Annotated in this window: 12 protein-coding genes; 6 read left to right on the top strand and 6 right to left on the bottom strand. The window is 73.8% G+C overall.

The window, feature by feature from the left end; all coding sequences use genetic code 11:
• Positions 1-52 precede the first annotated feature (52 nt).
• Positions 53-715, bottom strand: a complete 663-nt coding sequence (locus RF644_RS05150; RefSeq protein ID WP_284563042.1) for a TetR/AcrR family transcriptional regulator — start codon at positions 713-715, stop codon at positions 53-55.
• Positions 716-974: 259 nt separating this feature from the next.
• Between RF644_RS05150 and RF644_RS05145 the strand changes: the two genes are divergently transcribed.
• The 3 genes from RF644_RS05145 (at position 975) to RF644_RS05135 (ending at position 3479) form a co-directional block, all read left to right on the top strand.
• A complete protein-coding gene (locus tag RF644_RS05145; protein ID WP_017831786.1) occupies positions 975-1388 on the top strand; it encodes a hypothetical protein in 414 nt (137 codons plus the stop codon).
• 112 nt (positions 1389-1500) lie between these two features.
• The gene (locus tag RF644_RS05140) at positions 1501-2232 is read left to right on the top strand and encodes a hypothetical protein (protein ID WP_368795661.1); all 732 of its coding nucleotides are present in this window, start codon (positions 1501-1503) and stop codon (positions 2230-2232) included.
• Between the two features lie 71 nt (positions 2233-2303).
• The gene (locus tag RF644_RS05135) at positions 2304-3479 is read left to right on the top strand and encodes a zinc-dependent alcohol dehydrogenase (RefSeq protein ID WP_017831784.1); all 1176 of its coding nucleotides are present in this window, start codon (positions 2304-2306) and stop codon (positions 3477-3479) included.
• 90 nt (positions 3480-3569) lie between these two features.
• On the opposite strand, the gene RF644_RS05130 is transcribed toward RF644_RS05135, so the two are convergent.
• A complete protein-coding gene (locus tag RF644_RS05130) occupies positions 3570-4853 on the bottom strand; it encodes a saccharopine dehydrogenase NADP-binding domain-containing protein (protein WP_368795660.1) in 1284 nt (427 codons plus the stop codon).
• A 205-nt stretch (positions 4854-5058) separates the two neighbouring features.
• On the opposite strand from RF644_RS05130, the gene RF644_RS05125 reads away from it, so the two are divergent.
• The gene (locus RF644_RS05125) at positions 5059-5982 is read left to right on the top strand and encodes a tryptophan-rich sensory protein (RefSeq protein WP_368795659.1); all 924 of its coding nucleotides are present in this window, start codon (positions 5059-5061) and stop codon (positions 5980-5982) included.
• A gap of 40 nt (positions 5983-6022) precedes the next feature.
• On the opposite strand, the gene RF644_RS05120 is transcribed toward RF644_RS05125, so the two are convergent.
• Both RF644_RS05120 and RF644_RS05115 read right to left on the bottom strand, forming a co-directional pair.
• Positions 6023-6916 carry a fructosamine kinase family protein gene (locus tag RF644_RS05120; RefSeq protein ID WP_368795658.1) on the bottom strand — a complete coding sequence of 298 codons (894 nt, stop codon included), beginning with the start codon at positions 6914-6916 and terminating at the stop codon, positions 6023-6025.
• A 91-nt stretch (positions 6917-7007) separates the two neighbouring features.
• Positions 7008-8951: a glycoside hydrolase family 15 protein gene (locus tag RF644_RS05115; RefSeq protein ID WP_368795657.1), complete on the bottom strand. Its 1944-nt coding sequence runs from the start codon at positions 8949-8951 to the stop codon at positions 7008-7010.
• 93 nt (positions 8952-9044) lie between these two features.
• On the opposite strand from RF644_RS05115, the gene RF644_RS05110 reads away from it, so the two are divergent.
• Positions 9045-10400 carry a glucose-6-phosphate dehydrogenase gene (locus RF644_RS05110; RefSeq protein WP_368795656.1) on the top strand — a complete coding sequence of 452 codons (1356 nt, stop codon included), beginning with the start codon at positions 9045-9047 and terminating at the stop codon, positions 10398-10400.
• Positions 10401-10475: 75 nt separating this feature from the next.
• Here RF644_RS05110 and RF644_RS05105 read toward each other — a convergent pair whose 3' ends face one another.
• Positions 10476-11384: a PIG-L deacetylase family protein gene (locus RF644_RS05105; RefSeq protein ID WP_017831778.1), complete on the bottom strand. Its 909-nt coding sequence runs from the start codon at positions 11382-11384 to the stop codon at positions 10476-10478.
• A gap of 362 nt (positions 11385-11746) precedes the next feature.
• Here RF644_RS05105 and RF644_RS05100 point away from each other — a divergent pair, with 362 nt between their 5' ends.
• Positions 11747-11968, top strand: a complete 222-nt coding sequence (locus RF644_RS05100; RefSeq protein WP_017831777.1) for a hypothetical protein — start codon at positions 11747-11749, stop codon at positions 11966-11968.
• An 84-nt stretch (positions 11969-12052) separates the two neighbouring features.
• On the opposite strand, the gene RF644_RS05095 is transcribed toward RF644_RS05100, so the two are convergent.
• Positions 12053-13552 carry an FAD-dependent oxidoreductase gene (locus RF644_RS05095; protein ID WP_368795655.1) on the bottom strand — a complete coding sequence of 500 codons (1500 nt, stop codon included), beginning with the start codon at positions 13550-13552 and terminating at the stop codon, positions 12053-12055.
• Positions 13553-13607: the final 55 nt, after the last annotated feature.

Below are 13607 nucleotides of genomic sequence, written 5' to 3'. Positions count from 1 at the left end.
TGTCGGTCGTGTTCTGCGGGTCGTGCTCGGGGGTCGTGCTCTGTCGGTCGGGTCAGTCCGCGAAGCCGTGGCGCAGGCGGTCCACGGCGGTGCGCAGCAGCCGGCGCCAGGTCTCGCGGCTGTCCGGGGTGTCCACCGCGCCGGTCTCCTCGGCCCACCGCTCGAAGGACACGGCCAGGGCGTGGAGCAGCAGGCTCGCGAGCAGGTCCACGGTGAAGGAGGGCGCGCCGGGGACCCGGTCGGTGATCTCCGCGGCCAGCCGGGCGGTGAGGGTCTGGAACACCTCGTGCGCCCACATCGCCGTGATGGGGCTGTCCCCGCTCGCGCCCATCAGGTGGGCGATGTGGCACATCGCGGGGACGAGCTCGGTCCGCTCGATGACGTCGGCCAGCTGCTCGAGCACGGCGCCGGGGCTGGGGTTCGCGGGCGGCGGGGTGGCCTCCACGACGCGCGCGAAGTTGTCGACGAACACGCCGAGCAGCTCGCTGAAGCGCGCGTAGACGGCGTCGTCCGCGGAGGCGAAGTGGTTGAAGATGGTGCGCCGCGAGACCCCGGCCCGATCGGCGAGGTCGTTGACGGTGAAGCGCCCCAGTCCGCGCTCCGCGGCCAGGGCCGCGGCGGCGTCGATGATGGCGCGGCGGTTGTGGTACTTCACGGCCTCCCGCCGGTCCTCCGGGGGGTGGTGCCGGGCGGGCTCGGCGGGCAGGTTCGTCACGAGTCCTGACACTAGGTGCCACCATGCACTCCGTGCAACATTGCACTGTGTGCAACGTGCCACACCGGACGCGGACCACCCGGAACGCCGCCCACGGGTAGCTGAGAGGCGTGACGGATCACGGCCGGGTCACGATCCGCGGCGAGAACCCTGCGGGAGGGCCCTCGGGGGTGGCCGCACGGTGATCCTCCCGCGTACGGTCGTCCCCGTCCTGCCGGAACGGCACCGAGCACAGCACGACGACGACGAGGAGACCACCATGCACCGCTTCCCCCGGACCGCAGCCTCCGCGGCGGCCGCGCTCCTCCTGGCCGGCACCGCCGCCGGCTGCGCCGAGGAGACCGAGCTGACCCGCGCCGACCAGTCGGGCGTGCCCACCGAGGAGCTCGTGGGCGAGGCCATGACGCTCACCGGCGAGGTGCAGGAGGTCCTGGCCCACCAGGTGATCGCCATCGGCGCGGAGGACACGCTCGTGCTCGCCGACCAGCTGCCGGAGGGGCTGTCCGTGGGCGACGAGGTCGAGGCCACCGGCACGGTGGAGGAGCGGGACGTCTTCACGGTCGACGACTACGAGGCGCTGCAGGCGGTCGCCGACGAGGAGACGGCGCAGCTCTACGTCGACCGCGGCGAGGAGCTCATCCTCGTCGACGCGACCGTGACGCCAACGGACTGACCCTCCATACCCTCCCGTCCGGACGGGCGGGCGCCCGCGCCCCGGGCGGGGTCCGCCGCGCCGGTGCCCTACCGTGGGCCAGGAGCAGACCGGCGCGACCGAGAGGACAGCAGTGGCGAGGAACGACGGCACCCGGCACGAGCACCGGCGGCCGGTCGACGAGGCCGAGCAGCTGGGCCTCGCGGAGGGGCTCGCGCGCCGGCTCGACCGGCCGATGGGCGTGCTGGGCGTGCTGTTCCTGTTCGTGGTGCTCGGGCAGCTGCTCGCCGAGGACCCCGGGCTCGTGGCCCTCCTCAACGTGGTCGGCTGGCTCTTCTGGGCCGTGTTCGTCGGCGAGTTCCTGCTCCGGGCCTACGTCGCCGGGTTCTCCGCCCGGTTCTGGAAGCGCAACTGGTGGCAGGTGCTGTTCCTGCTCCTGCCCTTCCTGCGCTTCGTCCGCGCGCTGCAGGCCGCCCGGCTGCTCCGGCTCACCCGCCTGACCCGGGCGGGGAGCGTGCTCTCGGCCGGGGTGCGCGGCTCCCGCTCGGCGGGGAAGCTGCTGTCCAGCAGGATCGGCTGGCTCGCGGCGGTCACCGGCGTCGTCGTACTGGTCTCGAGCCAGCTGCTGTACGTCCTCGGCCACTACGCGGGATACGGCCCGGCGCTGTCCGACGCGGCGATGTCCACCGTCACGGGCCGGGAGCTCAGGGCGCAGGGAGGCTTCCCCCGCGTGCTGGAGGTGGTGCTGGCGCTCTACTCGGTGGCCGTCTTCGCGACCCTGGCCGGCTCGGTGGGGGCGTACTTCCTCCGGGGCGAGACCGCGGCCGAGGCCCCGCACTATGCGGGCCCGGACACCGCCGAGTAGGCTGGGGCGGACCGAACAGATCAGCATGCTGTCCTTCCGCACCGGAGGGGCCGTTCTGAGAAGGAGGATCGATGAAGGCTCTGACATGGCAGGGAAAGCGCTCGGTGAGCGTCGAGGAGGTCCCGGATCCGCGGATCCAGGAGCCCACGGACGCGATCGTGCGGATCACGTCGAGCGGGATCTGCGGGTCCGACCTGCACCTGTACGAGGTGCTGGGCCCGTTCATGGACAAGGGCGACATCATCGGCCACGAGCCGATGGGCATCGTCGAGGAGGTCGGCCCGGCCGTCACCCACATCAAGGCCGGGGACCGGGTGGTCATCCCGTTCAACGTCTCCTGCGGGCACTGCTTCATGTGCAACCAGGGGCTGCAGTCGCAGTGCGAGACCACCCAGGTCCGGGAGTACAACAGCGGCGCGGCGTTCCTCGGCTACTCGCGGCTCTACGGCTCCGTGCCGGGCGGGCAGGCCGAGTACCTGCGGGTGCCGCACGCCGACTACGGGCCCATCAAGGTCCCCGAGACCGGTGAGGACGAGCGCTACCTCTACCTCTCCGACGTGGTGCCCACCGCGTGGCAGGCCGTGAAGTACGCCGCTCCCCCGGAGGGCGGCTCCCTGGCCGTGCTGGGGCTGGGCCCGATCGGCCAGATGTCCGCCCGGATCGGCCGGCACCTGGGCTACCGGGTGCTCGCGGTGGACCCGGTCGCCGAGCGCCGGGCCATGGCCGAGCGCCACGGCATCGAGACGCTGGACTCCGCGGGCGACGTGGCGGAGCGGCTCAAGGACCTCACGGACGGCCGCGGCCCGGACTCCGTGGTGGACGCGGTCGGGATGGAGGCGCACGGCTCCCACGTGGCCGGCGCGGCCCACAAGGCCGTGGGCCTGCTGCCGTCCCCGCTGGGCCGCAAGGCGATGGAGACCGCAGGGGTGGACAAGCTTACCGCGCTCTACACCGCCATCGACGCCGTCCGGCGCGGCGGCACGATCTCGCTCAGCGGCGTGTACGGCGGCATGAAGGACCCCATGCCGATGCTCACGCTGTTCGACAAGCAGGTCCAGCTGCGCATGGGCCAGTGCAACGTGAAGTCCTGGATCGACGAGCTCCTGCCGCTCGTGGACGACCCCTCGGACCCGCTGGGCGTCCTCGACCTGGCGACCCACCAGGTGCCGCTGTCGCAGGCGCCGGAGATGTACGAGAAGTTCCAGAAGAAGGAGGACGGCTGCATCAAGGTGGTGCTCAAGCCGTAGTCCCGCCCGCAGCGGTCGTGCCGCCGGCCCCCGTCCCTCGTGAGGGACGGGGGCCGGCGCGCGCCGTCCACGGTGTCCGGTCCGCGGCGCTCAGCCGACCGTGATGCGCACCCGGGCCGGGAGCAGGGCGTCGAGGTCGCCGTCCAGGGCCAGGGCGGGCGTGCTCGAGCCGAGGGCGGCGGCCGGGACGCCGCGCACCGCCATGCGCAGGGCGAGCTCCGTGGTCAGCCACGGGGTGGTGCCGTAGCCGGGGTTGCCCTGCGCCTCCAGCACGGCGGGGAAGCTGCCGCCCTCGTGGGTGGTGAACACCCCGCGGGTGGTCCAGGACCAGCCGGTGAGCACGTCGCCCGCCGGTCCCGTCCCGGCCTGGGGCAGGACCCTCGCCAGGACGTCGGCGAGCCTCGCCCGCACCGGGTGCGGCAGGGCGGCGGCGAGGCCGGCGAGCGCCTGGAAGACGGCCACCGCCACCGCTGCGGCGAAGCGCCCAGCCCCGCGGAGCCCGCCCGCGCGGCCGACGTCCATGGCCTCGCGGAAGGCCAGGGGGTGCGCGGCGGCCCCCGGGACGGGGCTGAGGGCCTGGGTGCGGTGCACCACCGGGGGATTGATCGCCGCGAGCGGGCTCATGGCCGCGAGCACCCGGCCGCGGGCGGTCCGGGCGCGCAGGCGGAGCGGGCCGGCGGCGCGGACGGCGTCGGGGTCCGCCGCGGTCCCGCTGCCCGGAGCGGGGTCCGGGAGCCGGGCGGCGACGTCCCCGGTGCGGGCGGGGTCCGGGTCCCGCAGCACCTCGACGAGGCTCTGCACGGTCCCGCCCGAGACCGACTCCGAGAACCCGGTCCCCGGCGGCGTGCGCACGGAGGTGACGAGGTCCGCGGAGCGCAGCGTCTCGCCGCGCTCCGCGGCGTGCCGGCGGGCGGCGTCGACGAGGACGTCGGCGGGCAGGGCCTCGAAGCCCGCCGTGTGCACGATCGCCACCCCGGCGGCCCGCGCGGCCTCGTGCAGGTCCCGGTCGGTGCGGTGGGCGAGCTGCGACTCGCCCGTCAGGTCCAGGTAGTGGGTGCCCTCCCCGACGCACGCGGCGAGCACCGGGGGCGCCAGCCGCGTGTAGGGCCCGGCGAGGTTGACCAGCACGTCGACCCGCCGGACGAACGCGCGCAGCGAGCCGGGCTCCGCGACGTCGGCGTGCAGGACCTCGGGGACGGGGAGGTCCCGTTCGGCGCACAGCGCTCGCACGCGCTCGGGGTCCCGGGCACCGACGACGACGTCCACCCCCGCCTGGGGCGCCCGCGCCAGGAGATGGGCCAGCGCCACGCGCCCGGTGATGCCGGTGGCGCCGAGAAGGCCCACGATGGGCCGGGACGTCTGCTCGGGTTCCATCCGGCCACTCTAGGGGAACGGCCCGGGCGCCGGCCGGGAACGGGTGCCCCGGCCGGCGCCCCGTCCCTGGTGGCAGTCAGGTCCAGGGCCTACCGTGGCGGTCGAGGACCCGTGTACTCCGACACGCACGTTCCACCCCGCGCACTCCGACCCGGGAGCCCCGACCCGCGGCTCCCGGTCCGTGCCATCCGAGAAAGGCCCCGCCGTGTCCGCCTCCCCCGTCAGCACCGGCCGCACCGACCTCCGGCCGACCCGCGCGGACCGCGTCCGCCAGGTCCTGGTCACCGTCAGCGAGATCGCGTGCCTCCTGGGCACGCTCGTCGGCATCGGCGTCTTCGGCACCCGGGTCGAGGAGTCGTCCGGCGGCAGCCTCTCCGCGGACGCCACCCTGCTCGCCCCCGCCGGCACGGCGTTCTCGATCTGGTCGGTCATCTACCTGGGGCTGTTCGCCTACACCGTCTGGCAGTGGCTGCCCTCGCGGACGACGGACCCCCGGGCCCGCGCCACCGGCCGGCTCGCGGCGGCGTCCATGCTCCTCAACGCCGGCTGGCTGCTGGTCACCCAGCAGGGCTGGATCTGGGCCAGCGTCGGGGTCATCGTCGCCCTGGTCCTCGTCCTGGGCCTGCTGGTGGTGCGCCTGACCGAGGTCCTCGGCCGGCGCGGCCCGGTCGACCTGATCGTGGTCGACGGCACCTTCGGGCTGTACCTGGGCTGGGTGTCCGTCGCGACGGCGGCCAACGTGGCGGCCGCCCTCGTGTCCTCGGGCGTGTCGCAGGAGGGCCGGGGCGCCGAGTGGATCGGCGTCGTCGTCGTGCTCGTGCTCGCGGCGGTGGTCGCCGCCATCCAGCGGCGGGTCGGCGGGCGCTGGGCCGTGGCCGCCGCCTCCGCGTGGGGGCTGTCCTGGATCGCGGTCGGCCGGGCCACGGACGAGCCGCGGTCCGTGCTCCTGGCCTGGGGCGCGGCCGCGGCGGCGGTCCTGGTGGTGCTGGCCACGGCGTACCTCCGCCGACGTGCCGGTGCCGGCACCGGCGCACAGGATGCCGACCAGCACGAGGCAGAGCGGCGCCGGGCCGAGCGGCGCCGGACCGGTCGGGCCGTGGACGACCGGGCGGTGGACGAGCAGCGCTGAGGACCCTGCTCCTGCTCCCGCCGCGTCCCGGCGCGGCCGGTCAGCCGCGCAGCTGCCGGAGTGCCCGCACGGCCGCGTCCCCGTAGCCGCCGCCGAACCGGACGGCGTGCACCAGCAGCGGCGGCAGCTGGTACCACGGCACCCGCTCCTGCCAGCCGGGCGCGAGCGGGTGCTCGGCGTCGTAGGCGGCCAGGCACTCCTCGCCGAAGCCGCCGAACAGCAGCATCATCGCGATGTCGACCTCGCGGTGGCCCCAGTGCGCCGACGGGTCGATCAGCCAGTTCCGGCCCCGGACGTCCACGAGCCGGTTCCCGGCCCACAGGTCGCCGTGCACCAGGGTGGGGGGCTCCGGCGGCCCCGCGAGCTCCTCGGCCCGCGGGGCGAGCTCCTCGAGCAGGTCCGCGGCGTGCGGGGCGATCCGGCCGGCCCCGAGCGCGTCCCGCAGGAGCGGGCGGATTCGCCGGTCGAGCAGGAACGCGGCCCAGTCCTGAGTGGGGGACAGGTCCACAGCGAAGGACCCGATCCGCCCGGGCAGCTCCGGGTCGAGCCCGCCGAAGGCCTTTCCCCGCACCCGGTGCAGCGCCGCGAGCCCGCGCCCGCACTCCGCCTCGGTCCCGGACGGGCGCCGGCCCGGGGCCTCTTCGATCCATTCGAGGACGATGCCGTCGTCCGTCCACCGCACGACCTCCGGCACCCCGAGGAACTCCGGCACGTGCTCCCGCAGGGCGTGCAGTCCCGCGACCTCCGCCGCCATCATCCCGGCGGGCGGGTCCGCCATGGTCTTCGCGAACAGGGGTCCACGCGCCGTCTCCAGGCGGAAGGCCGCCGCGGTGTCGCCGCCGCCCAGCGGGGTGGCCCGTTCCACCCCGAGGCCGTCGAGGAGGTCGCCGGTGAGGTCGTGCGGCAGATCGGCCGCCCGGTCGAAGGTGCTCATGCTGTCCGTCCTGGTCGCTGCGTCCTGCTCCGTGCCCGTGTTCCGCGGGGAGGCCCTGCCGATGTCCGGGCGGTGCCTCGCCGCGTCCCGCCTACGTCTGGAGCCGATCCGTGAGGTCCACGCCGGCCCGCGCCCGCACCACGGCGTCGACGGCGCGGATGAACCCGAGGTGGCTGAACGCCTGGGGGAAATTCCCGGCGAGCCGCCCGCTGACGGGGTCGAACTCCTCCGCGTACAGGCCGAGGTCGTTGGCGTAGCCCGCGAGCTGCTCCAGGAGCTCACCGGCGTCCTCCACCCGGCCGCTGCGCGCGTACTGCTCCACGAGCCAGAACGTGCAGATGAGGAACGGGTACTCGTCGCCCTCCAGACCGTCCAGGCCGGAGGCGGTCCGGTAGCGGTGCACCAGCCCGTGCGCCCCCCGCAGGTCCCGCTCGATCCGGGCCACGGTGCCGAGCATCCGCGGGTCGTCGTAGGCCACGAAGCCCGTGTGGGGCAGCTGCAGCAGCGAGGCGTCCACCTCGGTGTTGTCGTAGGTCTGCGTGAACGTGTTCAGCTCCGTGTCGAAGCCGTGCTCCAGGATCTCGGCGCACAGCCGGTCCCGCAGCTCACGCCACCGCTCCACCGGCCCGGAGAACCCGTGCTCCTCGACGGCGCGCACGCCCTGGTCGAAGGCCGCCCACATCATGGCGCGCCCGTGCACGAAGAACGCGGCGGACCCGCGCATCTCCCAGATCCCGTGGCCGGCCCGGTCGAAGTTGCGCTCGCAGAAGCGCAGCAGGTTCTTCTGCAGCCCCCAGGACCACCGGTCCTCCTCCACGCCGGCGTCCCGGAGGGCGGCGAGCGCGAGCATGACCTCCCCGACGACGTCCGACTGGAACTGGCCCACGGCGCCGTTGCCGATCCGCACGGGAGCCGAGCCCTCGTACCCGCCGAGGTGGTCCAGCTCGCTCTCGGGCAGCCGGCGCTCCCCCGCCAGGCCGTACATGATCTGGACCTGGTCGGGATCCCCGGCCACGGCCCGCAGCAGCCAGTTGCGCCAGTGCAGCGCGCCGTCGGTGAAGTCGTGGGCGACGAGCACCTCGATGGTCAAGGCGGCGTCCCGGAGCCACGTGTAGCGGTAGTCCCAGTTGCGGCTGCCCCCGAACTCCTCGGGCAGGGAGGTGGTGGGGGCCGCGACGATCCCGCCGGTCCCGCGGTGGGTGAGGGCCCGCAGCACGAGCAGCGAGCGCAGGACCGCCTGCTCGTGGCGCTTGTGGGTGCCCACGTGGGAGGACCACTCGGTCCAGAAGGACACCGCGCGGTCGAGGGCGTCGGCGGGGTCCACGGGGGTGGGCAGCGCGTGGTGGGACTCGTGCCAGGTCAATACCCAGTCGAGGGACTCCCCCGCCGAGAGCCCGAAGCGCCCGCCGAGCCGGTCGGCCACGGCGCCCTCGTCCTCGTCGAGGTCCCCGGGCTGCTCCGGGGCGGCGTCCGGGGCGACGTCCTCGAGCGGCTCGACGCGGGGGAAGTCCTCGGGGTGCAGCATCGGCCCGGTCAGGAGCAGGGCGTCGGGACCGGCGATCGAGAGCTGCCCGCACGTGCCGTTGCCGTCGATGTCGACCCGCCGCGTCCAGGGCACGGCGCGCCCGTAGTCGAAGCGGATCCGCAGGTCGTGCTCCACCTCGACCGTCCCCGAGACGCACTCGACCCGCCGCACGAGGTCGGCGTGGTCGGGGTGGTCGTCGCCGGCGGCCGCCGGGGGCAGGAAGTCGGTCACCACGACGGTCCCGGTGGGGGTGCGCCACGTCGTCTCCAGCACGAAGGTGCGGGGCAGGTAGCGGCGCGACGTGACCACGCCGTCGACGGCGGAGAGCTTCCAGCGTCCGTCCTCGGGCGTGCCCAGCAGGGCCGCGAAGACCGACGGGGAGTCGAAGCGGGGGAAGCACAGCCAGTCGACGCTGCCGTCCCGGGACACGAGCGGCCCGGTGTGCAGGTCGGACAGCAGCGCGTAGTCCTCCAGGGGAGTGGACCGGGGCCGGTTCGCGTCGTCGTTCATCCGCCCATTCAACCAGCCGCGGCCGGGCGTCCGGTCGGCGCGGGCCAGGGGCGCGCGGGGCGTGCGCCCCGGGGCCCGGGGTACCGTGCTGGCATGACAAGCATCAGGACCCTGATCATCTTCGGCGCCACCGGCGACCTCACGTCCCGCCTGCTCCTGCCGGGCCTGGGCACGCTCCTGAGCTCGGCCCCGGAGCTGCGCATCGACGTGGTCGGCTCCTCGCGGGAACCCGCGGAGGACTGGGAACAGGTCGTGGCCGAGGCCTTCGACTCCGTCGGCGCGAGCGGGCCCGCCGCCGCACACACCCGGGAGACCGCCCGCTACGTGGCGGGCGACGTCACCGACGCCGGGGACCTCGAACGGCTGCTCGACGACGTCGAGGGCCCCGTCTGCCTGTACTTCGCCCTGCCTCCCGCGGTCACCGCGCAGGCGTGCGAGGTCATGGCCGGGCTGGACCTGCCGGAGGACCTGGTGCTGGCCCTCGAGAAGCCGATCGGCTCCGACACGCAGACCGCGCGGGAGCTGAACCGGCTCGTGGGCCGGCTCGTCCCCGAGGAGCGGACCTTCCGGGTGGACCACTTCCTGGGCATGCCGGCGGTGCTCAACTTCGTGGGGCTGCGCTTCGCCAACCGGCTGCTGGAGCCGCTCATGAGCCGGGAGCACGTGGAGTCCGTGGAGATCGTCTTCGACGAGACCCTGGGCCTGGAGGGCCGCGCGGGCTTCTACGAGGCCACGGGGGCGCTGCGGGACATGATCCAGTCCCACCTGCTGCAGGTCATGGCCCTCGTCATGATGGAACCGCCCTCCTCCTTCGACCAGGTGGAGATCCCCACGCTGACCAGCCACGTGCTGCGGGCCACGAAGCTCTGGCAGGGCGACGCGGCGGGCGCCGCGACCCGGGGCCGCTACACCGCCGGCAGCGTGGACGGCCGTGAGCTGCCCGACTACACGGCCGAGGACGGCGTGGACCCGGAGCGCGGGACGGAGACGTTCGCCCAGGTGGTCCTCGAGGTCGACACGTGGCGCTGGAACGGCGTGCCCGTCACCCTGCGCTCGGGCAAGGCGATCGGCAACCCCCGCCAGGAGATCGCCATCACGTTCCGCCGCCCGCCGCACGACTACGAGCAGCTGCCCCGCTCCGGGGACGTCGCGCCGGACGTCCTGCGCATGGGCCTCGAGGAGGAGCAGCTGACCCTGGAGCTGAACGTGGGCGGGCCCTTCGACTCCCGGGGCATGACCCGGGTGACGCTCTCGTCCGGGATGGCCCGGCCCGGCCTGACCGCCTACGGCAGCGTGCTGCGGGGCGTGCTCGAGGGCGACCACACCTTCGGCGTCCGCGGGGACGCGGCGGAGCAGGGGTGGCGCATCGTCGACGAGGTTCTGGCCGCCTTCGAGGACGGCCGGGTCCCGCTGCTCGAGTACCCGGCCGGCAGCTCCGGCCCCGCCTGAGCAGCGGCACCGGCCGGACCGTGGCCGGGGCGTCCGCGGGAACGCCCCGGCCGCCGGCCCCTGGCACCCCGGGGGCTAGAGGTCGCCGATCGCGGAGCCGAGCAGGCGGACCGGCTCGAAGGCCTCCGCGTTGGTGTTCTTGGCCTGCGCCCCGCGGAAGGCGGCCATCCCGCGCACCCGCCCGGGGGTCATGTAGGGCTTGCCGGCCTGGTCCCGGTGGGAGAGCACGGCCTCGACCTTGACGTCGACGTAGCCGTCGATGTCCACGAACACGGACGGGTCGAAGTCGCGGGTCACCGACGGGGACTCGAAGCACAGGATCGAGTGGTGCGCCCGGGCGGCGCGCAGGGTGGCCTGGTGCACCGCGTAGTGGTCCTGGTGCTGGTCGTGGGCGGAGTGGGTGAAGATCACGTCCGGCTCGAACTCCCGGATCGCGGCCTCGATGGCCCGGACCATGTCGTTGGTGACCGTCTCCAGCTTCGTGTCCGGGAACTCGTGCACCCGCAGACCCGTCAGCCCCAGGAACGAGGCGCCGCGCTGGGCCTCGGCCGGTCGCAGCCCGGCGTTGCCGCCGACCTCCCCGGAGCTCATCACCAGGCCGCGGACCTCGTGGCCGGTGTCGACCAGCTTGGCCAGGGTCGCCCCGCAGGCGAGCTCGAGGTCGTCCGGGTGCGCCCCCACGGCCAGCACCTTCCGGCGCTCGACCACGGTGGTGGCGGGGATCCGCCGCTCGGCGATGACGAAGCCGAAGACCCCGGTGGCGACCAGGGTGGCCACCGCGATCGCGTCGCAGACCAGGGTCACGGGCATGATCGTGGCGCACCACAGGTTGAGCACCAGCAGCACCGCGTACACGGCGACGATGGCCTGGCGCAGCGACCTGGCCCCGGCGATGAACCGCTTGTGCCGCGTGTAGGCGGCGTTCGACAGGACGTAGACGAGGACGACGGTGCTCAGCAGAGCACCCACGACGGATGGCAGCATGTTTCCCCCCAGGAATGATCGGCCCGGCCCGGAAGCTCCTTCGCTCCAGGTCGATGACGCCACCGGCCCCCCGACCGGTTCGACGTCCACCCCGCCGCGGTGGTCACCACCGGGTCGGGTATGGATCAGTTTGCATGAGGAAACAGTTTTTTGCATCTGTTAATAGCTGTTCGGGCGACCCCACATCCGCCCACATCGGCGGCGGAGGACCGGACACCGGAGCACGGCGGCCGGCCGGCGACGCACATGGCGAACTTTATAGTCAGCCTGCTTTCGTATTGCTCCGTTTCGTGTGAGACTGGGCGGACACCGCTCGAGGAGTTCACCGTTCACGGTGACCACCACAGGAAAGAGGTACGTCCATGATCAGCACGATCCAGAACCTTGGTGTCCGCAGCGAGCACGCCTACGCGGCGGGCTTCGCCTCCATCGGCCTGTCCGTCCTCTCCTGGGCGGCCAGCCTCGGCAAGAGCAAGTCCAAGCCCCAGGCCGACCGCTGGGGTCTGTTCGTGGGCGAGTGGACCCCGACCTTCTTCGCGATCGGCGTCGCGCTGAAGCTCGAGGAGACCTCCTCCAAGAAGTAGGTCCCCGGAACAGCGCGTCCCCGGACGCCACGGCGGTCCCCACCCCTCTGCGGGTGGGGGCCGCCGCCGTGTCCGGGACCGGGCTCAACGCCCGGGCCGAGGCAGGTCCTTCACGGCAGGGCCCTCGAGCAGGGAGCCGTCGGCGGCGAACCGGGAGCCGTGCAGGGGGCAGTCCCACGAGCGCTCGGCGTCGTTCCAGCGCAGCACGCCGCCCAGATGCGTGCAGACGCCGGAGACCTTGCAGGTGGTGCCGTCGACGGTGGACACGGCCACGGGGCGGCCGTGCTCGCGTCCGACGACGCCCTGCCCCTCCGCGGGCGCCCCGGCCGGCAGCTCCTTGAGCTCGGCCTTGAGCCAGTCCTTGGGCGCGTTGAGGCCCACCCCCGCGTTGACGCGCAGGGCGGTGAGGATGTCCGACGGCGAGGTCATGCGCCGGCCCAGCGTCTCGGCCCACGGCACGCTGCCGCCGAGGATCTCTGCGTTCAGCGCGATCGCGGCGGCGACGGCGTTGCTCATCCCCCACTTGTTGTAGCCGGTGGCGAGGTAGATGCTGCCGCCACCACGGGGCAGGGTGCCGATGAAGGGGACGAGGTTGACCGACTCGTAGTCCTGGGCCGCCCACACGTGCGTGCGCTCGGCCCCCGGGAACCAGCGCTGCGTCCAGGACTCGAGGTCGTCCACGGCCGCCTGCGGGGAGGCGGACCGTCCCACCACGTGGTCGTTGCCGCCCACCAGGAGCAGCTCCTCCCCGCCGACCGGCACGGTGCGCAGCGTGCGGGTGGGGCTGTCCGCGGTGATGTACATGCCCTCCGGGATGGACCCGGGCGCCCCGGGGACCCGATAGGTCAGGGCGTAGGAGCGGTTCGGGGAGAGCTTCGCGAAGTACCCGCCGCGGTCCAGGACCGGGGTGCCCGTGGCCAGCACGAGCCGGTCGGCCCGCACCGGTCCGTGCGAGGTCTGCACCGAGAGGGGTGAGCGGACACCGGCCCCGGTGATCCGGACCCCCTCCACGAGTGTGCCGCCGTGCTCCTTCAGCTCGGCGACGAGGGCGCCGAGCACCTCCATCGGGTGGAACTGGACCTGGTCCGGCATCGTGATGGCCCCGGAGACCTTGAAGGGGAGGCCGGTGTCCCGGGTCCAGTTCATGTGCAGCCCGGCGATGCGGGCGGCCTCGAGCTCCTTGCGCAGCGCGGAGGCGCCCTTCGACGTCGTGGCGTAGGTGTAGGCGTCGCGGCGCTGGAACGGGACCCCGCGCTCCTCGAGGAACCGGACCAGCCAGTCCATCCCCTCGCGGTTCCCGTCCGCGTAGGCACGCAGCACCTCGTCCGACTGGTGCCGGTGGATCTGGGAGAGCGTGGTGCCCTGCAGCAGGGACAGCTTCGCCGTCGTGTTGCCGGTGGTGACCGCCCCGACGGAACGCGCCTCGAGCACGGCGACCCGCTGGCCCGCCCGCGCCAGCAGCACCGCGGTGGTCAGCCCGGTCAGCCCGGCACCTGCGACCACCGTGTCGTAGTGCGCGCCGGGGACGAACCGGTCCGTCGCGGTGGACGGCACCTCGTACGTGTCGAGCCAAACGGATCTCATGGAGGAACTCCCTCGTGGTCGCTGCTGCCGGAGTGGTCGTTGCGGTTGCACTTTG

Origin of the sequence: Kocuria sp. CPCC 205258 (assembly GCF_040981005.1) — a bacterium.
Taxonomy (GTDB): Bacteria; Actinomycetota; Actinomycetes; order Actinomycetales; family Micrococcaceae; genus Kocuria; species Kocuria rosea.
Note: the sequence above shows the minus strand (reverse complement) of the source record. Positions and strands in the feature narration are given on the sequence as shown.